Here is a 20,111-nt window from a genome sequence, read left to right on the forward strand (position 1 = left end):
CGGGTTTATCCGGTGAAGGGAAGGGTGGCGATCAGCAGCACCTGCACGGCCAGGCACAAGGCCTGGCGGCGTAGCAGGGCCAGCGCGGCCTGGCTGCGGCTCGGCCAGTCGCGTGGATCGTGGCGGTTCGGTTTCAGGCGCAGTTCGAACAGTGCGCGGTCCAGTGCCTCGGTGTCGGCGGGCAGGTCAGTGCTGGTGCCGAGCTGGGCGAACAGCTCGGCATCCAGGGCGACGCGGATGGCCCAGTATTTGTGCGCCAGGCCGATCACCAGCACCGCTGCGCAGAGCAAGCGGGTGAGCGCAGGCAGGGCAATGCCCAGCAGCGGTGCGAGGCTATAAGCCAGGGCCAGCAGGGTGATGCCATCTGACAGGCGCTCCAGCTGGCGCCCGCGAGCGAGCAGGCTGGCGACCACAGGCAGGTTCATGAATAGGCTTCCAGTTGTTGCAGGGCGAGCTGGTGGGCCGTGTGCAGGACCACGCCTGGGCGCGCCTGGCGAATCAGCGCTTGGGCCTGTTCGGCAGTGGCACAGCGGCCGCTGAGCAGCAGCCAGGCGGCGACGGCACTGGCGCTGCGCGAGTAACCCAGGGCGCAGCAGACCAGCACCGGGCCTTGTCGCTGGCAGTGTTCGATGGCCTTGGCGGCCTGTTGCAGGGTTTCCCGGTCTGGGGCGATCAGGTCCAGGGTTGGCAGGCTCTGGTAGTGCTGTGGTGTTTTCCGCGCGGAGCGACTGACGGCAAGACAGGGCAGCTCCGCGCTCAGGTCGACAATCGCGGCGAACGGCGATGCTTGCCTGCACCCAGGTACCCTGCCCAGATACACGCCGTCAGCCACCTCGTCCGCCTGCGGGTGGCGCCGGGTCCATAGCCGCGAATTGATCCAGGCGCCCAGCAGGTAAGGCGCCAGCAGCCAGCTGGCGGCCACCGACAGCCGCCCGTCGGCGCCTTTCTGGAACCCTGCGGCGCCGAACAGGGCATAGTTCAGCGCCACCAGCAGTAACGACAGCGCCGGCCACAGCAACCATAATCCGCCACCGCCGAGCGCCATCGCCAGCAGCGCCAGCACGGCCGCGCCCAGGCCATAGCGCAGCGCCAGGCGCCAACGTTGCCGATCCTGCGCCCAACCTGCCTGCTGCCAGGGCAACGGGCTGCTGCGCGGCCACAGCCACAGGCAGACGAAACCCGCCAGCGCCCCGGTCGGCACATCGACGAAGTGGTGCTGCCAGGTAGTCAGCACCGACACACCGATCAGCCCCATCCAGCCATGCACCATCCAACGCCAGGCCGGACGGCGCGTATGCCGGGCAAACATCGTCCAGATGATCACCAGCAAGGCAATGTGCAACGACGGCGCCTGGTTGTAGGGTTTGTCGAAGCCCATCAGCACATCGAACAGCCAGCCGAACAGGCCCGCCAGTTCGGGGCGCTCAAAGGTGAAGCGCAGCGGCCAGAGCAGGAAGCAGGCCACGCAGATCAGTTGCGCGCTCAGCAGTGCCAGGGCATGGCGGTCCATCTCCGCACGCGAGCGCGGCAGCAGGAACGACAAGCCATACAGCAGGTCGATCGACCAGTACGGGATGATCGTCCAGGGCCACAGCGGTATCTGTCGCTCCCAATCGAACACCAGGCTGGCGATATCCGCGCGCCCGGCGGTATAGGTGTTGGCCAGCCCGTAGCTGAGGAAAAACAACGGCCCCAGCAGCAACAGCCACAGTACGCCGCGGCGAATCAGCCCGGTTTCACGGGCCATCAACGCACCCGCTGCGCCAGGCTGACGCTGAAGATGCCCCATTCGTCGATGCGCTGGGTCAGCTTGCGAAAACCTGCAGCCGCCACCAGTTGGTCCATCTCCACCTGGCTGCGTCGCCGCATGACCCAGGCCTGCCCGCCACGGTGGCTGGTCAGGGCGCGGGCGATCATCTCCAGCTGCGGGTGCCAGGGCTGGCCGGTGTAGACCAGGTAGCCACCGTCCTCGATCGCGTCGGCCAGCCCGGCCAGGGAGTTGCCCACCTGCTCATTACTGGCGAACAGTTCGTACAAGCCGGAGACCACGGCCAGGCTGGGGTGCGGTGCGAGGCTGGCCAGGCTGTGGCGGTCGAAGGCGTCGCCCTGGACGAAACGGGCGACCTGGCCCAGCCCCTTGGCTTCGATCAGCGCGCTACCTTGCTGGACGTTCAGCTCGCTGTAGTCGCGCAGCAGGATCGAGTCTGGCAACTGCTCCAGCCCTTGCAGGGCCTCGAGGATGTAGCGGCCGTGACCGGCGGCGATATCGACGATATGCACCGGGCGTTGTTGCGCGCGCAGTTGGGTGATGGCCAGGCGCAGCAGTTCCTCGACATGCAGCTTGCGCTGGCGAATGCCGCGCCAGCCGATGGCGTTGAGGTAGTTCTGGTCGATCAGCGCGCCCAGGCGGCCCTTGCCCGTGGCCGTATTGCGGTAGACATAGTCGAGGGTCGAGCCGGAGTCGAAGCCGGTGTCGAAGCCCAGCTTGATCCCCGTGGACAGCCCCTTGCCCAGGCGCAGGCTGGCGCGGATGGCGCGCCAGTAGAGGTCGCGCGGCGAGTTGCGCGGCAACGGTGCGGCCAGGCTTTCGGCCTCGGCGCAGCTGGCGCCGGCCTTGTCGGCAGCGAGCAGCGAGGGCAGCGGTGCGGGTGCGTCGAAGCAATGAGCGACGAAGCGCTCGATCCGCGCCAGGGCATGGGCCCGGTCACGTTCGCCCAAGGTGTCGTGGAAGAAGCCGGGCAGCAGATGCATTTCCTTGCGGGCGCTGCCCAGGCGTTCGAAGAAGCGCAGCTGCGGGCCGCGCTCGACGACGAAGTCGGCGCCGGAGACCAGCAGTTGGGTCGGCACCTGGATCGCCTGGGCATCGGCGACCACGCGTTCGGCGGCCTCGTACAAGCCCAGCAGCATGGTCACCGAGATCGGCCGGCTGATCAGCGGGTCGGCGACATAGGACATGACCCGTTCCGGGTCGTGGGTGAGCAGGCCTGGTTTGACGTAGCTGTTGACGAAGAAGTTGCCGCGCAGGGCCTTGAGCAGCTTCAGCCCGGGACGGGCGAACGGCACGTAGAGCTTGACCTTGAACGCCGGCGAGGCAAGCACCAGGCAGCGCACCTTGGGCGCGTAGTCGTGGGCCCAGGTGGCCACCAGCACCGCGCCGACGCTTTGCGCCAGCACCACCATGTCGGCCTCGGCGATACCGTGCCGGGCCTGGATATGCTCGATGAAGGTCTGCACATCGCGCACGCTGGTGGCGAAGCTCGGGCTGTCGCCGCGGGCCCCGGGTGACTGGCCATGGCCACGGGCGTCCCAGGCGAACAGGTCGTAGCCGGGCATGTCCAGCTCGTCGGCCAGGTGCGCCAGGCGCCCGCCGTGCTCGTGGCCGCGGTGGAACATCACCAGCGCGCGGCGCGGCGGGTGCTCGTTGCGCGTGGCGGGCCAGTGACGGTAGTGCAGCTCGACCCCGTCATGGGTTGGGAAATGCAGCGATTGCGCTTGGCGCATGGCGAATATCCTTGTCCGGCAGCGAGAGGCTCAGCGGGTTTCGGCCAGGCCGTGGCGAACCCGGTTGTACAGGGTATAGAGCGAGAGCAGCAGGATGACCAGCAGCAGGCCGTTGATCCAGCTCGCGGCCAGCAGGCCCAGCGCCACCCCGGTGCCCAACACGCCGAAGGCGAAGGCCCGGTCGCTTTTGCCCATGGGCCCGTCATAGCGGCGCGAGGCACCGGCCAGCGGCCCCATGACGCCGGCGTATTCACTGATCACCGCGGCCAGCACCACCAGCACCACCAGCGTCGGCGAAACACCGGGCAGCAGGGCGAAGGGCAGGTACAGCGCCGCGTCGGCGACCAGGTCGCACAGTTCGTTGAGGTAGGCGCCGAGCTTCGATTGCTGGCCGAACTCGCGGGCGAGCATGCCGTCCACGGCGTTGAGGGCCATGCGCAGCAGCATCCACACCGGGATCAGGATGAACAGCCAGGTGACCTGGGGCAGCCAGGCCAGTAGCAGGCCCAGCAGCAGGGAGACCACGGCAGCGGCCACGGTGACCTGGTTGGCGCTGATGCCGCGTTCATACAAGCGTTGCACGGTGGGGCGCAGCAGCGCCTGGAAGCGGGGTTTGAGCTGGTAGATCGATGGCACGGCGAATTCCCTGTCTTGGCGCGGCATGGGCCGGATTGTGGGGAATCGGGTGGCTGCCGGGCAAGGGGCATTTGCCGGGATTGCAATCCAATGGAGACAATCGATGAAATTTGCAGTTGTGCTGCACAAGGACGACGATTCGGACTACGGCGTGACGGTGCCCGATGTGCCGGGTTGCTTTTCTGCAGGGCGTAGTGTGTCGCATGCGCTCGACAATGTACTGGAGGCATTGGCGCTGCATTTCGAAGGGCTGGTGGCGGACGGCGAGCCACTGCCGCAAGCCCTTGAGGTGGACGTGCACATCGACAACCCGGATTACGCCGGTGGTATCTGGGCGGTGGTGGCGTTCGATGTGACGCCCTACCTGGGCAAGGCTGTACGCTTCAACGCGACATTGCCCGAGAACCTGCTGCAGCGTATCGACGAGAAAGTGAAGCGCGATCACCGTTATGCCTCGCGCTCCGGTTTTCTGGCCTCGGCGGCGTTGCGCGAACTGGCCGTCGTCCAGTGAACAACGGCCAGCGCGGCTGACGCTGTGTTCAGTGAAAGGCGTCGTAGGTCATGATGTTCTGGCGCAATGCCGAGAGAAACGAAAAGGCGTTTTCCACCCGCGCCCCTTCGAAGCCCCTGTAGTAGTTGTTGGCATCCAGCACGGTTCCCGCGCCACGCTTGTTGTCCGGGTGCAGGCAGTAGGGGATCGACAACAGCCCGCTGTCGAACGCGGCGAGGATGGCTTCGCAGATGTCGCTGTCCAGGGCCAGGGTCCCGTTGATCAGCGCACCCGCCTTGTCGAGGATGCGCCGGTACTCCTGCTGGTCGAAGGGAATCGGCTTGAGGGTATGCTCGGCGCGCAGGCAGTAGTCGGCATACTCCAGCGCCGCGATGTTCTCCTCCACCCGCGGGATGCGCCGGGACTCCACCGGGGTCTTGACGATCACCCGCTGCACGCCGGCGGCGCGCACCACCGACAGCGCGTCCTGGGTGATGCGGCAGAAACCGCCGAGGGTGCGTGGGAAGAAGCCCATGAAGACGTAGGCGACGAAGTGGTAGCTGCCAGGGACAAAACGCTCGCCCACCAGGGTCTTCAAGGCGCTCAAGGCAGCCAGGTCCTGCAGCGGCGAAGTGCCTTGGGCGTAGGAGAACGCCAGGGTGGCGATGCCGTGCTGGCGCAGGAACAAGCCCTCGAGCACATTCAGCGCCACCAGGATCGCCGGGTCGCACATCTGGCCCATCATGCAGCCGGCGAAGCTTTCGATATGGCTATTGGGCACGCCCGCGGCGAGTATCCGGCAGGCCTTCTGCCAATGGCCGAAGGCCGCACGCAAAGGGGTGCGGCTGTAGGGCAGGCAATAGGACACCGGCCCGCCTTCGGTGGCCGACAGGCCGACTTCGGTCATGCGCTGGAAGATATGCACAGGGTCGGGCGAACCATGGCGCACCTGCACCGGGGTCGCATAGCGGGTCTCGATCGTTTCCAGCATCGTCCTGGTAGCGGCGACCGGGTGATTGACGATGGGATAGCCGTTGAGCATCGCGCCGCTGTCGATGGCTTTTTGCGCCGACTTGAGGTCGTTGACCCGGGTGAAGGCGTCGAGGGTGATGGTGCAGACAGTGTGGGCACGGCTCGCGGCGGTGGCCTCCAGGCCGCGTTGCATGCGCTCCAGCGAGCTGAAGCCCAGGCGTGGTTGCAGCACTGGGCCGCGGGCGTCGAAGTGCCCGAGCACATAGGCATTGAAATCCTGCATGAATGGGTTCTCTGGGTGCGAGGAAGGCCGGCGTGTCGGACGCCGGCCTGGCGAGGGTCACGAGCCGCTGCGAGCCAGGTCCTGGCTGGGCGCGGTGCTGTCGAGCAACGCCTGGAAACGATCGAAGTTGTTCTTGTCGCTGTCGTCGAAGACCGCGTCGAAGCCCGCCTGCACCAGGGTGTGGCTGTAGCGTTCGAGGGTGGCCGCGTCGTTCTCGGTGCAGATCTTGCCGCCAATGCACAAGGCGCCGGCGTAGCGGCTTTCGTCGCGGATGCGCTGGGCCAGCTCGACGCCTTCCAGGTAGCCGTGGCCGTTGACGGTGCTGACCACGACCAGATCGCAGGGGTGCTGCTTGAGCCAGTCGACGACATCGCTCATCGGCGTGTTCGGCCCCAGGTTGTTGACCTGGTAGTTACCTTCGCTCAACAGGAACTCCATGAATACCATGTTCCAGCTATGGGAATCGGAAGGGATAGTTACCAGCAGTGCAGGCTGTTGTGCTTTCATCGGTCACCCGTTAATTCGTTGAATGTTGCACCTTGGTAGTAAGGAAGGGCCTTCTGGAAGTTTCGGAAGTTGTCCGTGACTGTCGAGACATAGCCCCATTTGTCGATATAGTTCCTGGGGAAAGGCTTGGCGCCCTGCAACTTGTCACGTTCCCGGGCGGTGACATAATTTGGCCAGTCGCTGGAGCGCGGACGGCGATGATGAAAGTCATGACACGGGGTATCGCCGACCATGATGAACAGGCGCACAAATAGATGGTAAGTGAAGGTCTTCAACAACCAGCTGGATATACAGACAACGCGCGCCAACGGGTGGGCGTTGTCGGTTAGGTTCAGCGGCTCGCCGATGAACACCGAGGTGGTGCTGTCGCAGATGAAGTCGACACCGCGTTTCTCCAGCACTTCGACGCTGGGCCAGGTGTGTTCGGCGGCCAGGCGGAACGTGGTGCTGATGTGATAGCCCATGAACACCGGCAGTACCCAGGCCGCGATGAACCCCTGCAGTTGGCCAAGCGCCCAGGCACCCAGGGTGAGGCCGGCCCACAGCGCCATGGTCAGCGCGGCCACGCCACGGTCGGTGGCGGTGGCGTTGGCCTTGATTCGGTTGAACGAGGTGCGCAGGATGGCCAGTGGCGAGAAGGCGGCGAACAGCAGCTTGGCCCACATCATGGCGATGCTGTCGGTGGGCTTGAGGCCGACCACGCCCTGCAGGTAGGTGAGGGTGTCGTCCTGGTCGGTCAACAGGGTCCTGGAGCTGTGGTGCAGCATGTGCTCGTGCTTGTAGAGGCTATAAGGCTTGAGCATGAACAGGGCGGAAATGACATGGCCGACAACGGTATTGGTGCGGCGGCTGGCAAACGCCATGTCATGGGCGCAGTTGTGGCAGATCATGACTTGCATTTGTTTGATACCGCCGGCGGCCAGGACAAAACCCGGCAACCACCACAGCAGGCTATGCTGGTAATAACCGAGGCTGGTCAATAACACGCCAAGGGTTATAAAACTTGCCGCGACGCCGACATGGAACAGCGGGGTTCTTTTGCCGGGTGTTTCAAGTTCCTCGGGCAGTGGCTTGGCGCTCAACCAACTCAGGAAGGGTTGGAGAAAACCGGGTAGCGGCCTCATTGTTTCCCGGGGTGTTATTTCATTTTGCTTGTGCACACTTTCCACTCCGCAAACTTGTATTGGGGGTGGACCTTAACCGCCTGTAATGGCTATTTGAATTCCAAATTATGGAGATCGATATTGCATTTTTAGGTATTGCATCGGGCGGACTCGGGCGCGCCGCAAGCTGCCTGCGGCGCGTCATCCATGGTCACGCCAGGCCGCTGTGTTACGCTGCCCCGCGCGTGTCAGCCGATGGAACCAAACAAGCCGATGAACTGGGATGACCTGAAGACTTTCATATCGGTCGCCAAGACCTGCAACGTCACCGATGCGGGTGCCGCCCTGCGGGTTTCGGCCTCTACCGTGTCGCGCAAGATTACCGCGCTCGAAGAGGCGCTGGGTTCGGCGCTCTTTCTGAAACGAACCAATGGCTACTTCCTCACCGAGGCCGGCAAGGCATTGCTGCCGCTGGCGCTGGAAGCCGAAGAACGCTTCAAGCTGATCGAGCGGCAGATTGCCCACCCCCGTGAGCACGCCGGTGGCTGCGTGCGCATCGATTGCCCCGAAGTCATGGGCACGCACCTGATCATCCCGGCGCTCGAGCAACTGCATGAGCAGTACCCTGACATTCAGTTCGACCTGGTCAATTCGGCGTTGTCCTCGAAGCTGACCCACAGCCACAGCGATATCATCATTCGCCTGCATCGCCCGGAGAATGGCAATTTCACCATGCGCTGCCTGGGGCGGCTGACCCAGGGGCTGTTCTGCTCCGACACCTACGCCGCGCGGCACGGCTTGCCACGGCAGCCGGCGGACCTGCAGCGCCACCAGTTGATCGGCTGGACCGAAGAGATGGCGCACATGCCGCTCGCCCGCTGGTTGCACGAACTGGGTAATGGCCATAAACCCTGGTTGCGCCTGCAGAACCTCAACGCCCAGATCAACGCCGTGGCCACCGGCCTGGGCATTGCCGCGTTGCCGATCTATGTGGGCATGCGCAACGGCTTCACCCGCGTGCTCCCCGCAGGGCCCGCCCACGGCGCGGACATCTGGCTGCTGCGCAACCTGGCCAGCCAGGACCTCAAGCGGGTCAGCGTGGTCACCGAGCACCTGATCGGCTATTTCGCCCGGACCCGCACCGACCTGCCTTGAAAGGGACGCGGATCAGGGCCGCAGGATCAACGTGCCCAAGGTCTGGCGGTCCTGGAGCAGTTGGTGCACCTGGCCGGCATCCGCCAGGTCGTGGGCGGTGATCCGCGGCAGCTTGATCTGCTCGGCCTTCAACGCGTCCATCACCCGGCGAGCGGCCATGCGCAGCTCATCGCGCTCTGCCACATAGTGCTTGAGCGTGGGCCGGGTCACATGCAGCGAACCCAGCGCGCCCAGGCGCGACAGGTTGAAGCCGGTCACGTCCCCCGACGCATTGCCGAACAGCACCAGCTGGCCGCGTCGGCGCAGGCTGGCCAGGGAGAACTCGACCGTGTCCTTGCCGATGGAGTCGAAGACCACGTCGACCCCGCGCTCCTCGGTCAGCTCGCGGATGGCCTGGGGCGTGGCGGCGTCGCTACTGTCCAGGGCGGCGATGCAGCCGGCGTTGAGCGCTGCCTGGCGCTTTTGCGCGGTCGAGGCCAGGCCGATGACCTTCATGCCGCGCGCGGCCAGCCAACTGGTGGCCAGGCTGCCGACGCCACCGGCGGCGGCGTGCCACAGCACCCAGTCGCCGGTCATCAGCGGCACGCAACGGTGGGCCAGGTATTCGGCGGTGATGCCTTTGAACATCACGGCTGCCGCGGTTTCGAAACTGATCTGCGGGTCCAGGCGGATCACCCGTGCGGCCGCCACGATGGCATGGCTGGCGTAGCTGCCGGACGAGCCGTCGATGAAGGCGACGCGGTCACCGACTTGCACTTCGCTGACATCCGCGGCACATTCGATGACCCGCCCGGCGCCCTCGGTGCCGAGGCCGCGTGGGTACGCCGAGCCATCGTCCAGCGCCCCCGAGCGGCGGTAGGTGTCGATGAAGTTGACCCCGGCGGCCTCGATGGCGACAAGGACCTGCCCGCTGCTCAGCAGGGGCAGTTCATGTTGGCGCAGGTACAGGACATCCGGGCTGCCGGGCTCATTGAAGACTACTGCTTTGGCGCGGGTCATCTGTCTGTCCTCAGAGGTTGCTGGTGCGTACGAAGATCCACGCCGCCACGGCGATCAGCATCAGGCCGAACACCACGTTCTGCGCCTTGAGCAGGCCGGGGCGGACCGCCAGCAGGCGCTGGATGGTGGCACCCATGGACACCCAGATGATATGCGCGGTGAAGTTCACCAGGATCAGCGCCAGGCTCAGGGCCAGTACCGCGCTGCTGTTGCTGGTGCCGGCGGGGATGAAGGTTGAGAACATCACCAGCAGCATCACCAGCCCCTGGACATTGCCCAGCTGGACGATGATGCCGTCGCGAAACTGCAGGTCCAGCTGGCGGTCGCCGGCCTTGCGCATCGGCCGGATGATCAGCTTGATCCCCAGCCAGAGGATGTACAGGCTGCCGGCCACGCGCAGCACCCACATCAGGTTGGGGCTGGCCATGATCGTGTGGTACAGCCCCAGGCCCACCAGCACGGCGATCAGGAAGTAGGTGGCATCGAGGCCGACGATGAACTTGACCGAGCGGCGCACGCCGCTTTGCGCGCCGGAGGTGGCGACCATGAGGTTGCCGGGACCGGCGCTCAGGGCCAGCGGCACCATGGTGGTCAGCCATAGCGCCCAGTTGATTTCTAAAGACACAGGGACTTTACCTTATCGCAAGATAATCAGGACGTTGCGCGCCAGTCTAAGTCCGCGGTGGTGGATTGGTTATCGCCAAAAATGCAAAGCCACCAGCCATAAATGGGGGTATTGCCGGTGCGTGCATTGGCCGTGGGGCAGGGCGCCGGTTCGTTCAGGTGCCGTGCAAATGCGCCACCAGTTCGCGGGTGAAACCGGGCAGGGCAGCGAAGTTGCGCGCGCACAATTGCAGGCGGCGGTTGGCCCAGCGATCCTGCAGGGCGACCCAGTGCAGTGCGGCCCGGCCGTGCCAGCGCAACACCGCCGCCCGTGGCACGATGCCCACCCCGGCACCGCCGGCAACCATGCGGATCACCCCGTCGAAGCCATCGGCGCGAACCCGGAGTTGCAACCGCCGGCCCAGGTGCAGGGCTTGTTCTTCCAGGTGCAGGGCCAAGGCGCTGTGGGCGCCAAGGCAGACGTGCCCGTGCTCGAGGCAATCGGCGAACCTTGGCGCCGGTTGCCCGGCCAGGGGATGCCCGGGCGGCGTCAGCAGCACCAGCGGGTCGTCGCGAAAGGCCAGGGTCTCCAGGTGTTCGCAGGGCGCGGCGTCGGACACGATGCCCAGGTCGGCCAGGCCCTGGGTGATCGACTGGACGATGCGCAGGCTGGGCAGCTCCTGGACATCGATGCTCACCCCCGGGTAACGGGCCAGGTGGCTGGCCAGCAGTTCCGGCAGGTATTCGGTCAAGGCGGCAGTGTTGCACAGCAGGCGTATCTGGCCCTGCTGGCCCTGGGCGTATTGCCCGAGGTCGTATTGCAGGCGTTCGACCTGCTGGGCGATCAACCGCGCATGTTGCAGCAGGGCCTGTCCTGCGGCGGTGGCCTGCACGCCACGGCGGTTGCGCTCGAGCAAGGGGATGCCGAGCGACGCTTCCAGGGCGCGGATGCGCGCGCTGGCCGCCGGCAGGGACAAGTGGCTGCGGCGGGCGCCGGCGGTGATGTTGCCGCACTCCAGGGTGTGCTGGAACAGCTTGAGGTCGATCAGGTCGAAATGCATCTGCCTCTGTCCTGGCAAGAGTCTGGGTACAGGTATGACAGATTTTCAGGCGGCCGTCGCCAGGCGACGATGGCGCCATGAATATCTCCTTGGCGTTTTACCAGCACCTTGGTCCAGCCCTGACGGCGCTGGTGATTTTCACATTCCTGCTGGCCGGTGCGGTCAAGGGCGTGATCGGCCTGGGCCTGCCGACCATTGCCATGGGGCTGCTTGGCCTGGCTATGCCCCCGGCGCAGGCTGCGGCGTTGTTGATCGTGCCCTCGACCTTGACCAACCTGTGGCAACTGGCGAGCGGAGGCCAGCTGTCGGCCTTGCTGCGGCGGTTGGGCGGGATGCTGCTGGCGATCTTCGTTGGCACTTTGCTGGGCAGCGCCTGGCTGGGTATCGACAGCGGCCCGTGGGCTGCCCATGCCTTGGGGGGCGCGCTGCTGCTCTATGCCCTGTATGGGCTGAGTGGCCGCGGCTGGCGGGTCGCTGCTGCGCATGAGCACTGGCTGGGGCCGTTGTGTGGGCTGCTGACAGGGGGGGTGACGGCAGCCACTGGCGTGTTCGTGATGCCGGCGGTGCCTTACTTGCACGGCCTGGGGCTGGGCCGCGAGGGGTTGGTCCAGGCCCTGGGCCTGTCGTTCAGCGTTTCGACCCTGGCGCTGGCCATCGGCCTGGCCGGTCAGGATGTGCTGGACGGCCAGGCGCTGGGGGCCTCACTGCTAATGCTGGCCCCGGCCTTGCTCGGCATGTTCGCCGGGCAGTGGCTGCGCGGCCGGATCAGCGCCGTGCTGTTCAAGCGCTGCTTTTTCATCGGCCTGGCGCTGTTGGGTGGTCATTTGCTGATCAACGGTTAGCCGACGAGGCGCTGAGCATGTCGAGGCTCTGGATCTCGAAATCACGCTCCAGGTAGTCCATGCGTTTTTCGAAGAACGCCCGCATGTGCGGCAGGGCCGAGTGCACGTCCAGGTCGGCCTTGCTTGCCCATACCTCGAAGAACACGAACAGGCTCGGGTCTTGCTGATCGCGCAGCATGTGGTACTCGAGGCAGCCCGGCTCCTGGCGGCTCGGCTCGACATAGGGGCGGAACAATTGCTCGAAGGCTTCGGCCTGTTCCGGACGGGTCTTGGCTTTGAGGATGAAGGCGTGCTGCTGGGTCATGGAACTGTGCTCGCTGGCGGGTGGGGTATGCCAATTCTAAAGCAACAATGCATTTGAAATTCGTGAGCAAGGAGCAATTGTATTTTGCCTGGCAGCGGCTGTTTTCTTCGCCCGCGAGTGCCTAGCCTGCCAGCAAATCCTTTACCAGAGCCTGCGCATGGCCATGAAAAAAATCCTCCTGCTCAACGGCGGCAAGCGTTTCGGTTATTCCGAGGGTCGCCTCAACCAGACCCTGCATGATGCCGCACTGGCCCATCTGGACCGTGCCGGCTTCGACGTGCAGGAAACCTTCATCGACGCAGGCTACGACGCCGAGGCCGAGGTGCAGAAGTACCTGTGGGCCGATGTGGTGATCTACCAGATGCCCGGCTGGTGGATGGGCGCGCCGTGGACCGTGAAGCGGTACATCGACGAGGTGTTTACCGCCGGTCACGGCAGCCTCTACGCCAACGATGGCCGCACCCGCTCGGACAACTCGCAGAAATACGGCAGCGGTGGCCTGGTGCATGGCAAGCAGTACATGCTGTCGCTGACCTGGAACGCGCCACATGCGGCGTTCGATGCCCCTGACGACTTCTTCGAGGGCAAGGGCGTGGATGCAGTGTACTTCCCGTTCCACAAGGCCAACCAATTCCTCGGCATGAGCGCCTTGCCGACCTACCTGGCGGTGGATGTGATGAAGTGTCCGGATGTGCCGGCGGCGTTGGCGGCGTATGAGCAACATTTGACCGAGGTGTTCGGCAAGGGCCGCTAGGCTGTGCGCTGCGGGAGGTGATTTGGAGCGCACCGGCTGCGCCGGCTCCTACCGCGACCGCGCCCTCCTGCGGCGAACGCTACCCTTGCACGGATTCCGATCAACCGCTATCAATCACGGCATTCTCTTGCCAAGGCCAACCGTGTGAAAACCCGATCCGAAGAGCTCCAGGTATTCGTCGCCGTCATCGACTGCGGCTCGATCTCCGCCGCTGCCGAGCAAATGGGCCAGACCCCGTCGGCGGTCAGCCGTACCTTGTCGCGCCTGGAAGGCAAGCTCGGCACTACCCTGGTCAACCGCACCACCCGGCGCATGGACCTGACCGAGGAGGGGCGCTTCTTCCTCGAGCGCGCCCGGCTGATTCTCGAGCAGATGAACGACATGGAAGAGCGCCTGTCGATGAACCGCCAGACCCCGTCCGGGCGTCTGCGCATCAACGCTGCCGCGCCGTTCATGCTGCATGCGATCCTGCCGTGGATCGGCGAGTTTCGCCAGCAATACCCTGGCATCGAGCTGGAGCTGAACACCGACGATTTGATCATCGACCTGCTGGAGCAGAGCACCGACGTGGCCATCCGCATCGGCGAACTGGCCGACTCCAGCCTGCACGCCCGCTCGCTGGGCTGCAGCCCGGTGCAGGTCCTGGCCAGCCCCGAGTACCTCGCCCGCCATGGCACGCCGGAAAAGGTCGAGGACCTCAATGGCCACAGCCTGCTGGGCTTCAGCTCGCCCGAGTCGCTCAACCAGTGGCCGTTGCGCCATGCCCAGGGCGACCGCTGGCCGATCCGCCCGCAATTGATCGCCTCCAGCGGCGAAACCCTGCGCCAGCTGGCCATCGCCGGCGAGGGCATCGTCAGCCTGTCGCACTTCATGACCCACGAGGACATCCGCGCCGGCCGCCTGCAGGTGGTGCTCGGCGAGCACAGCAACGGCTACCGCCAGCCGATCCACGCGGTGTACTACCGCAACACCCAGCTGGCCCTGCGCATCCAGTGCTTCCTGGACTTCATCCAGAAAAAACTGGCGATCTACGCCAGCTGAGTTGCCTGAACGCGACAGCGGCTGCCTGTTGGCGGCGCGCCCTGGCTGCGGTGTTTGCTTAGTCCAATGGCTTCGGCCTTAATGACTGATCAACAAAAACAACACCAAGGAAGTGCGCATGCGTATCGTCATGTTCCCGTCGCTGGCCCTCGGCGCCGCGATCCTGAGCTGTTCCTCCGCCTTTGCCGTGACCCTCGAAGGCGGCGCGGTGGCCGCGCCCGATCAATATGGCGCACAGGTAGCCGCCGATATTCTCAAGCAAGGCGGCAACGCGGTGGACGCCGCAGTCGCCACGGCCTTCACCTTGGCGGTGACCTACCCCGAAGCGGGCAACATCGGTGGTGGTGGCTTCATGACCCTGTTCGTCGATGGCAAGCCGTACTTCCTCGACTACCGCGAAGTGGCGCCCAAGGCCGCGACCAAGACCATGTACCTGAACGACAAGGGCGAGGTGATCGAGAACCTCAGCCTGGTCGGCGCGCGCGCCGCCGGGGTGCCGGGCACGGTGATGGGGCTGTGGGAGGCGCACCAGAAGTTCGGCAAGCTCAAGTGGAGCGAACTGCTGACCCCGGCCATCGGCTATGCCCGCAACGGCTTCAAGATCGCCCAGAAGCAATACCAGTACCGCGACGATGCCCAGGGCCTGTTCAAGACCGCCACCAACTTCAACGACTACTTTGGCAACATGAAAGTCGGCGAGCTGTTCAAGCAGCCGGAGCTGGCGCAGACCCTGGAGCGCATCGCCGACAAGGGCGTCAGCGAGTTCTACCAGGGCAAGACCGCCGACCTGCTGGTGGCGCAGATGCAAGCCGACAAGGGCCTGATCAGCAAGGACGACCTCAAGGACTACAAGGCCGTGTGGCGCGACCCGATCGCCATCGACTGGCGCGGCAACGTGGTCTACACCGCGCCACCGCCAAGCTCCGGCGGCGTCGCCCTGGCCCAGCTGCTGGGCATCAAGGAAGACCGCGCGGCGGACTTCAAGGGCGTCGAACACAACTCGGCGAAATACATCCACCTGCTGGCCGAGATCGAGAAGCGCGTGTTCGCCGACCGCGCCGACTATCTCGGCGATCCGGCTTTCACCCAGGTCCCGGTCGAGCAGCTGGTGGCCAAGGATTACCTGGCCAAGCGTGCCGGCCAGGTCAACCCGAACGCGATCTCCGCCACCGACCAGGTCAAGCCGGGCCTGGAGCCGCACCAGACCACGCACTTTTCCATCGTCGACAAGCAGGGTAACGCGGTGAGCAACACCTACACCCTCAACCTCGACTACGGCAGCGGCGTGGTGGTCAAGGGCGCGGGCTTCCTGCTCAACGACGAGATGGACGACTTCAGCGCCAAGCCGGGCGCGGCCAACGTGTTTGGCGTGGTCGGCGGCGACGCCAATGCCATCGCGCCGGGCAAGCGCATGCTGTCGTCGATGAGCCCGAGCCTGGTGGCGCGTGACGGCAAGGTGGTGCTGGTGCTGGGCACCCCGGGCGGCTCGCGGATCTTCACCTCGATCTTCCAGGTGATGAACAACCTGTACGACTTCGGCATGCCGCTGGAAAAGGCCGTGGCGGCGCAGCGCGTGCATCACCAGTTGCTGCCCAAGGACACGATCTACTTCGACAGCTATGCGCCGCTCAAGGGGCAGGTGGCTGACGACCTGAAGCAGATGGGCTACGTGCTGGAGGACCAGGGCTGGGAGATGGGCGACATCCAGGCGATCCGGGTGACCGGGGAGACGCTGGAGACAGCGTCGGACCCGCGTGGGCGTGGGGTGGGGATGATCGTCAAGTGATAGGAGGCGTTCGCCGGTAAGCCGGCTCCTACAGGGTTGCCCGTAGGAGCCGGCTTGCCGGCGAACCTTTCTTGCAGGTCAGACGCGGAACTGGCTGACCAGCGTCTGCAGGTGGCCGCCCAGGCGCGCCAGCTCGACGCTGGAGGCGGCGGTCTCGTCGCTGGCCGCGGCGGTCTGTTCCGACACGTCGCGCACGTTGAGGATGCTGCGGCTGATTTCCTCGGCGACCGCGCTCTGCTGCTCGGCGGCGGCGGCGATCTGCTGGTTCATCGACTGGATGTTCGACACCGTGCGGGTGATGCTATCCAGCGAATCGCCGGCCTTGCGCGCCAGTTCGACACTGCTGTCGGTCAGGCTGCGGCTGCCGTTCATTACTTCGGCCACCTGCTGGGTGCCGTTCTGCAGGCTGGCGATCAGCCCTTCGATCTCTTCGGTGGACTGCTGGGTACGCTGGGCCAGGCCACGCACCTCGTCGGCGACCACGGCGAAGCCACGACCGGCCTCGCCGGCACGGGCCGCCTCGATGGCGGCGTTGAGCGCCAGCAGGTTGGTCTGCTCGGCCACCGACTTGATCACGTCCATGACGCTGCCGATCTTCTGGCTTTCCTGCTGCAGCAGGGTCATGGCTTCGGTGGAACGGTGCACTTCGTGGGCCAGGCGCTCGATCTGGCTGATCGCCTCGGTGACCACCTTGTCGCCGCTGCGGGCTTCGTCGTCGGCATTGGTCGCGGCGTGGGAGGCCTGTTCGGCGTTGCGCGCGACTTCCTGCACGGTGGCGGCCATCTCGTGCATGGCAGTGGCAACCTGGTCGGTCTCGACCTTCTGGCTGTTGGCGCCGGCGCTGGTCTGCTCGGTCACCGCCGACAGCTCCTCGGCCGCGCTGGCGATCTGGGTGACACCGTCGCGAATACCGGTGATCAGGTCGCGCAGGGTGTTGCCCATGCGTGCGATGCCCTGTTGCAGCGCGCCCAGCTCGTCGCGGCGGGTGACGCGCAGGGTCTGGGTCAGGTCGCCGCTGGCGATCTTCTCCACCGCGTCCATGGTTTCGCGCAGCGGGCGGGTGATCTGGCGGGTGATGATGAACGCGGCGAGCACGCCGACCAGCAGCGCCAGCAGGGTGGCGGTGGTTTGCAGGCTGCGGGCCTGGATGCTTTCGGCATCGCGACGTTCGATCTGGATCTGGTACAGCGCGTCGCTGCGTTTGACGATATCGGCGCCTTGCACGGTCATCTCGGCACGGGCCACACCGATGGCGGCGGTGGCTTCACGGAACTGGCGCACCGCATCGCGGTAGGCCAGCACGGCGCTTTCGAACTGCTGGATGCGCGAGGCTTCGGCCGGCAGTTGGCGCTTGAGGCTGTCGATTTCGCTCAGGGCGCTTTCCAGCTGGCGCAGGGCGGCCTGCTCGGCTTCTGGGGTGAGGTCGGCGATGTAGCTGCGCACGTCCAGGCGCACTTGCACCAGTTGTTGCTTGGCCTTGCTGATCAGCAGGTACTGGGCCAGGTGGGCGGCGTCGCTTTCCGGACTGGACAGCACGGCGTTGCTGATCGCCTCGATGGCGTCGTTGGCGCGGGCGGCGGCCTGGTTCATCGCATCACGGGCGACGAGGGTGGTCTTGTAGCCCTGGCGCATCTTTTCCAGCGAGACCCGGTATTCGCTGATGCTCTGGCCCTGCTCGCGCAGCAGCTTGAGGTTCTCGGGGCTGGTGAAGCTGTTGACCAGGTGCTGTTGCTGGCTGCCGAAGGCGTCGAGCTTGGCCTGGACATTGGCCGCCGAGGCGTCGTCGCCGTTGGTCAGCATCCATTGCAGCCGCGCCACGCGCAGGTTGGTCAGGTCACTGTTGAGCTGGGTGATGTCGCTCATCCAGTTGCTGCGGTCGATCAGACTGCCCAGGCTGTTCCAGCCGGTCAGGGCCAGCAGGCCGGTCAGGACCAGGACCAGGCCGAAGCCCAGGCCGAGTTTAAGGTTGACGCTGATATTGGCGAACCAGCTGTTCATGCACGCTCTCCCAGAAAATGATTTCGCTCACTTGATCTCAATAGCTGGGCGTTGTTGTTGTCAGATAGCCCACAGATTTGTGTAGGACTTATCGGCAGGCCAGGGCGAAGCTGAAACGCTTTTTCAGCAAATTTGTAACTGGCTGAAATGCCTGGAATTTTAGCTGTAGGAGCCGGCTTGCCGGCGAACACCGGCAAGGGCTACCGCATGGCCTGGGTTCGCCAGCAAGGCTGGCTCCTGCGGGTTGCAGGCCGTTAGAGGTTGCGCGCGGCGAAGGTGTCGCAGCTGTTCACATCACCGCTGCTCAAGCCTGCCTTGAACCAGCGTACCCGCTGCTGCGAGGTGCCATGGGTGAACGAGTCGGGCACTACCCGGCCCTGGCCCTGCTGCTGCAGGCGATCATCGCCAATGGCGTTGGCGGCGTTCAGCGCCTCTTCCACATCGCCTGGCTCCAGCCAGTTCAAACGCTTTTGCGCCTGGTAGGCCCAGACCCCGGCCAGGCAGTCGGCCTGCAATTCCTGGCGCACCAGCAAGCCATTGTCGCCCTCCATGCGCTGGCCGCCGCGCCGCGCGGCATCGACCTTGGCCGAGACACCCAGCAAGGTCTGCACGTGGTGGCCGATCTCGTGGGCGATCACGTAGGCCTGGGCGAAATCGCCAGCCGCCTTGAAGCGGGTTTCCATTTCGCGGAAGAAGGTCATGTCCAGGTACACGCGCTGGTCGCCCGGGCAATAGAACGGCCCGACCGCCGAGGAGGCGAAGCCGCAGGCGGAGTTGACCTGGCCGCTGAACAGCACCAGCTTGGGATCGCGGTACTGCTTGCCGGCCTGGGCGAACAGGGCCTTCCAGGTGTCTTCGGTATCGCCGAGGATCGAGGCGACGAACGCGGCCTGCTCGTCGTTGGCCGGCGGCGTCTTGCCGCCCACCTGGGCCGGCGCCGTCTGTTGCTGCTGCTCCATCTGCCCGGCGAGCTGGCCGAGAATCTGCAAAGGATCCTGCCCGGTCAGCCAGCCAATGCCGACGATCAACAGGATGGCACCCAGGCCCAGGCCCTTGCCGCCACCGAAGCGCATGCCGCCGCCACCGCCGCCCTCGCCGCGGGCATCGACCACATTGTCGCTGCGTCGGCCTTTTCGCCATTCCATCGGGTGTTCTCCACTGTGTGAAACATGAGGTCAAAGATTAGTTCAGGGCCGACGTCAGTGTCAGCCCAGCGTGATTACATAACCAAATGGTTATACCTGTGACCGTTGAATTCAATATTCATCCCGCTGCGGCTGCCAGAAACTGCATGTCCGCCTGCCACGCCCAGGCGCTTTCATAATTCCAAAAAGAGGAAACCGGCATGCCCGTCCAGGACACCCGCCGCTTCGTGATCCGTGATCGCAACTGGCACCCCAAGGCCCTGACCCCCGACTACAAGACCTCGGTGGCGCGCTCGCCGCGCCAGGCGCTGGTCAGCATCCCGCAGTCGATCAGCGAAACCACCGGCCCCGACTTTTCTCACCTGCGCTTCGGTGAGCACGACCATGACCTGCTGCTGAACTTCGCCCGCGGTGGCTTGCCGATCGGCGAGCGCATCATCGTCGCCGGGCGGGTGCTCGACCAGTACGGCAACCCAGTGCCGCACACCCTGGTGGAAATCTGGCAGGCCAACGCCGGTGGCCGCTACCGACACAAGAACGACCGCTACCTGGCGCCGCTGGACCCGAACTTCGGCGGGGTCGGCCGCTGCCTGAGCGACCGCGACGGCTTCTACAGCTTCCGCACCATCAAGCCCGGTCCATACCCCTGGCGCAACGGCCCCAACGACTGGCGCCCGGCGCATATCCATGTCTCCATCAGCGGCCCGTCGATCGCCACCAAGCTGATCACCCAGCTGTATTTCGAAGGTGATCCGCTGATCCCGATGTGCCCGATCGTCAAGTCGATCGCCAATCCCGAAGCCGTACAGCAGTTGATCGCCAAGCTCGACATGGGCCACGCCAACCCGATGGATTGCCTGGCCTATCGCTTCGACATCGTGCTGCGCGGCCAGCGCCAGACCCACTTCGAAAACCGCTGAGGAGTACCGCC

At 65.2% G+C, this 20,111-nt stretch carries 20 protein-coding genes; 7 read left to right on the forward strand and 13 right to left on the reverse strand.

The window, feature by feature from the left end; all coding sequences use genetic code 11:
- Window positions 1–5 precede the first annotated feature (5 nt).
- Genes NJG22_RS17990 through NJG22_RS18005 form a run of 4 tightly spaced genes read right to left on the reverse strand, consistent with a single transcriptional unit; the run spans window position 6 to window position 4,137 of the window.
- Entirely contained in the window at window positions 6–425 is a 420-nt protein-coding gene (locus NJG22_RS17990; protein WP_253096440.1) for a hypothetical protein, read from the reverse strand.
- Window positions 422–1,747 carry a phosphatase PAP2/dual specificity phosphatase family protein gene (locus NJG22_RS17995; protein WP_253096441.1) on the reverse strand — a complete coding sequence of 442 codons (1,326 nt, stop codon included), beginning with the start codon at window positions 1,745–1,747 and terminating at the stop codon, window positions 422–424. The genes NJG22_RS17990 and NJG22_RS17995 overlap by 4 nt, the downstream gene beginning before the upstream one ends.
- Window positions 1,747–3,501, reverse strand: a complete 1,755-nt coding sequence (locus NJG22_RS18000) for a bifunctional alpha/beta hydrolase/class I SAM-dependent methyltransferase (protein WP_253096442.1) — start codon at window positions 3,499–3,501, stop codon at window positions 1,747–1,749. Before NJG22_RS18000 ends, NJG22_RS17995 begins: the two co-directional genes overlap by 1 nt.
- A gap of 30 nt (window positions 3,502–3,531) precedes the next feature.
- The gene (locus tag NJG22_RS18005) at window positions 3,532–4,137 is read right to left on the reverse strand and encodes a CDP-alcohol phosphatidyltransferase family protein (RefSeq protein ID WP_217852582.1); all 606 of its coding nucleotides are present in this window, start codon (window positions 4,135–4,137) and stop codon (window positions 3,532–3,534) included.
- A 103-nt stretch (window positions 4,138–4,240) separates the two neighbouring features.
- Here NJG22_RS18005 and NJG22_RS18010 point away from each other — a divergent pair, with 103 nt between their 5' ends.
- Window positions 4,241–4,648, forward strand: coding sequence for a type II toxin-antitoxin system HicB family antitoxin (locus tag NJG22_RS18010; RefSeq protein WP_253096443.1), 408 nt, complete (start codon window positions 4,241–4,243; stop codon window positions 4,646–4,648).
- A gap of 28 nt (window positions 4,649–4,676) precedes the next feature.
- Here the strand turns inward: NJG22_RS18010 and NJG22_RS18015 are convergent, their stop codons facing one another.
- The 3 genes from NJG22_RS18015 to NJG22_RS18025 all read right to left on the reverse strand — a co-directional run bounded on the left by NJG22_RS18015 (window position 4,677) and on the right by NJG22_RS18025 (window position 7,513).
- Window positions 4,677–5,882, reverse strand: a complete 1,206-nt coding sequence (locus NJG22_RS18015; RefSeq protein WP_253096444.1) for a methylaspartate mutase — start codon at window positions 5,880–5,882, stop codon at window positions 4,677–4,679.
- Window positions 5,883–5,939: 57 nt separating this feature from the next.
- Window positions 5,940–6,320, reverse strand: coding sequence for a hypothetical protein (locus tag NJG22_RS18020; RefSeq protein WP_253096445.1), 381 nt, complete (start codon window positions 6,318–6,320; stop codon window positions 5,940–5,942).
- A 65-nt stretch (window positions 6,321–6,385) separates the two neighbouring features.
- Window positions 6,386–7,513, reverse strand: a complete 1,128-nt coding sequence (locus tag NJG22_RS18025) for a fatty acid desaturase (RefSeq protein WP_290445161.1) — start codon at window positions 7,511–7,513, stop codon at window positions 6,386–6,388.
- Between the two features lie 252 nt (window positions 7,514–7,765).
- On the opposite strand from NJG22_RS18025, the gene NJG22_RS18030 reads away from it, so the two are divergent.
- The gene (locus tag NJG22_RS18030) at window positions 7,766–8,647 is read left to right on the forward strand and encodes a LysR family transcriptional regulator (protein ID WP_217852593.1); all 882 of its coding nucleotides are present in this window, start codon (window positions 7,766–7,768) and stop codon (window positions 8,645–8,647) included.
- Window positions 8,648–8,659: 12 nt separating this feature from the next.
- Here NJG22_RS18030 and NJG22_RS18035 read toward each other — a convergent pair whose 3' ends face one another.
- The 3 genes from NJG22_RS18035 to NJG22_RS18045 all read right to left on the reverse strand — a co-directional run bounded on the left by NJG22_RS18035 (window position 8,660) and on the right by NJG22_RS18045 (window position 11,310).
- Window positions 8,660–9,646, reverse strand: coding sequence for a quinone oxidoreductase (locus NJG22_RS18035; protein WP_253096447.1), 987 nt, complete (start codon window positions 9,644–9,646; stop codon window positions 8,660–8,662).
- 10 nt (window positions 9,647–9,656) lie between these two features.
- Entirely contained in the window at window positions 9,657–10,232 is a 576-nt protein-coding gene (locus tag NJG22_RS18040; RefSeq protein WP_217853940.1) for a LysE family translocator, read from the reverse strand.
- 193 nt (window positions 10,233–10,425) lie between these two features.
- Window positions 10,426–11,310 carry a LysR substrate-binding domain-containing protein gene (locus tag NJG22_RS18045; protein ID WP_253096448.1) on the reverse strand — a complete coding sequence of 295 codons (885 nt, stop codon included), beginning with the start codon at window positions 11,308–11,310 and terminating at the stop codon, window positions 10,426–10,428.
- Window positions 11,311–11,387: 77 nt separating this feature from the next.
- Between NJG22_RS18045 and NJG22_RS18050 the strand changes: the two genes are divergently transcribed.
- Window positions 11,388–12,152, forward strand: a complete 765-nt coding sequence (locus NJG22_RS18050) for a sulfite exporter TauE/SafE family protein (protein WP_253096449.1) — start codon at window positions 11,388–11,390, stop codon at window positions 12,150–12,152.
- On the opposite strand, the gene NJG22_RS18055 is transcribed toward NJG22_RS18050, so the two are convergent.
- Window positions 12,142–12,456 carry a putative quinol monooxygenase gene (locus NJG22_RS18055; RefSeq protein ID WP_253096450.1) on the reverse strand — a complete coding sequence of 105 codons (315 nt, stop codon included), beginning with the start codon at window positions 12,454–12,456 and terminating at the stop codon, window positions 12,142–12,144. The genes NJG22_RS18050 and NJG22_RS18055 overlap by 11 nt on opposite strands.
- Before the next feature lie 163 nt (window positions 12,457–12,619).
- Here NJG22_RS18055 and NJG22_RS18060 point away from each other — a divergent pair, with 163 nt between their 5' ends.
- The 3 genes from NJG22_RS18060 to ggt all read left to right on the forward strand — a co-directional run bounded on the left by NJG22_RS18060 (window position 12,620) and on the right by ggt (window position 16,037).
- On the forward strand, window positions 12,620–13,210 hold the full coding sequence (locus NJG22_RS18060; RefSeq protein ID WP_253096488.1) for an NAD(P)H-dependent oxidoreductase: 591 nt from the start codon (window positions 12,620–12,622) through the stop codon (window positions 13,208–13,210).
- A 144-nt stretch (window positions 13,211–13,354) separates the two neighbouring features.
- Complete coding sequence (locus NJG22_RS18065; protein ID WP_253096451.1) at window positions 13,355–14,251, forward strand: LysR family transcriptional regulator; 897 nt, start codon at window positions 13,355–13,357, stop codon at window positions 14,249–14,251.
- A 118-nt stretch (window positions 14,252–14,369) separates the two neighbouring features.
- Complete coding sequence (ggt, locus tag NJG22_RS18070) at window positions 14,370–16,037, forward strand: gamma-glutamyltransferase (RefSeq protein WP_253096452.1); 1,668 nt, start codon at window positions 14,370–14,372, stop codon at window positions 16,035–16,037.
- A 78-nt stretch (window positions 16,038–16,115) separates the two neighbouring features.
- Here ggt and NJG22_RS18075 read toward each other — a convergent pair whose 3' ends face one another.
- Window positions 16,116–18,035 carry a methyl-accepting chemotaxis protein gene (locus NJG22_RS18075; protein ID WP_253096453.1) on the reverse strand — a complete coding sequence of 640 codons (1,920 nt, stop codon included), beginning with the start codon at window positions 18,033–18,035 and terminating at the stop codon, window positions 16,116–16,118.
- 254 nt (window positions 18,036–18,289) lie between these two features.
- Window positions 18,290–19,180, reverse strand: a complete 891-nt coding sequence (locus NJG22_RS18080) for a neutral zinc metallopeptidase (protein WP_253096454.1) — start codon at window positions 19,178–19,180, stop codon at window positions 18,290–18,292.
- A 200-nt stretch (window positions 19,181–19,380) separates the two neighbouring features.
- On the opposite strand from NJG22_RS18080, the gene pcaH reads away from it, so the two are divergent.
- On the forward strand, window positions 19,381–20,100 hold the full coding sequence (gene pcaH, locus NJG22_RS18085; RefSeq protein WP_253096455.1) for a protocatechuate 3,4-dioxygenase subunit beta: 720 nt from the start codon (window positions 19,381–19,383) through the stop codon (window positions 20,098–20,100).
- Window positions 20,101–20,111: the final 11 nt, after the last annotated feature.

The sequence above is a fragment of the Pseudomonas sp. VA159-2 genome, assembly GCF_024126635.1.
GTDB lineage: Bacteria > Pseudomonadota > Gammaproteobacteria > Pseudomonadales > Pseudomonadaceae > Aquipseudomonas > Aquipseudomonas muyukensis.

Bases quoted from the DNA above. Each gene is read 5' to 3' on its own strand.
- NJG22_RS17990 (WP_253096440.1), bottom strand. From the start codon at position 425: ATGAACCTGCCTGTGGTCGCCAGCCTGCTCGCTCGCGGGCGCCAGCTG.
- NJG22_RS17995 (WP_253096441.1), bottom strand. From the start codon at position 1,747: ATGGCCCGTGAAACCGGGCTGATTCGCCGCGGCGTACTGTGGCTGTTG.
- NJG22_RS18000 (WP_253096442.1), bottom strand. From the start codon at position 3,501: ATGCGCCAAGCGCAATCGCTGCATTTCCCAACCCATGACGGGGTCGAG.
- NJG22_RS18010 (WP_253096443.1), top strand. From the start codon at position 4,241: ATGAAATTTGCAGTTGTGCTGCACAAGGACGACGATTCGGACTACGGC.
- NJG22_RS18015 (WP_253096444.1), bottom strand. From the start codon at position 5,882: ATGCAGGATTTCAATGCCTATGTGCTCGGGCACTTCGACGCCCGCGGC.
- NJG22_RS18020 (WP_253096445.1), bottom strand. From the start codon at position 6,320: ATGGAGTTCCTGTTGAGCGAAGGTAACTACCAGGTCAACAACCTGGGG.
- NJG22_RS18025 (WP_290445161.1), bottom strand. From the start codon at position 7,513: ATGAGGCCGCTACCCGGTTTTCTCCAACCCTTCCTGAGTTGGTTGAGC.
- NJG22_RS18030 (WP_217852593.1), top strand. From the start codon at position 7,766: ATGAACTGGGATGACCTGAAGACTTTCATATCGGTCGCCAAGACCTGC.
- NJG22_RS18035 (WP_253096447.1), bottom strand. From the start codon at position 9,646: ATGACCCGCGCCAAAGCAGTAGTCTTCAATGAGCCCGGCAGCCCGGAT.
- NJG22_RS18040 (WP_217853940.1), bottom strand. From the start codon at position 10,232: ATGGTGCCGCTGGCCCTGAGCGCCGGTCCCGGCAACCTCATGGTCGCC.
- NJG22_RS18045 (WP_253096448.1), bottom strand. From the start codon at position 11,310: ATGCATTTCGACCTGATCGACCTCAAGCTGTTCCAGCACACCCTGGAG.
- NJG22_RS18050 (WP_253096449.1), top strand. From the start codon at position 11,388: ATGAATATCTCCTTGGCGTTTTACCAGCACCTTGGTCCAGCCCTGACG.
- NJG22_RS18055 (WP_253096450.1), bottom strand. From the start codon at position 12,456: ATGACCCAGCAGCACGCCTTCATCCTCAAAGCCAAGACCCGTCCGGAA.
- NJG22_RS18060 (WP_253096488.1), top strand. From the start codon at position 12,620: ATGAAAAAAATCCTCCTGCTCAACGGCGGCAAGCGTTTCGGTTATTCC.
- ggt (WP_253096452.1), top strand. From the start codon at position 14,370: ATGCGTATCGTCATGTTCCCGTCGCTGGCCCTCGGCGCCGCGATCCTG.
- NJG22_RS18075 (WP_253096453.1), bottom strand. From the start codon at position 18,035: ATGAACAGCTGGTTCGCCAATATCAGCGTCAACCTTAAACTCGGCCTG.
- NJG22_RS18080 (WP_253096454.1), bottom strand. From the start codon at position 19,180: ATGGAATGGCGAAAAGGCCGACGCAGCGACAATGTGGTCGATGCCCGC.
- pcaH (WP_253096455.1), top strand. From the start codon at position 19,381: ATGCCCGTCCAGGACACCCGCCGCTTCGTGATCCGTGATCGCAACTGG.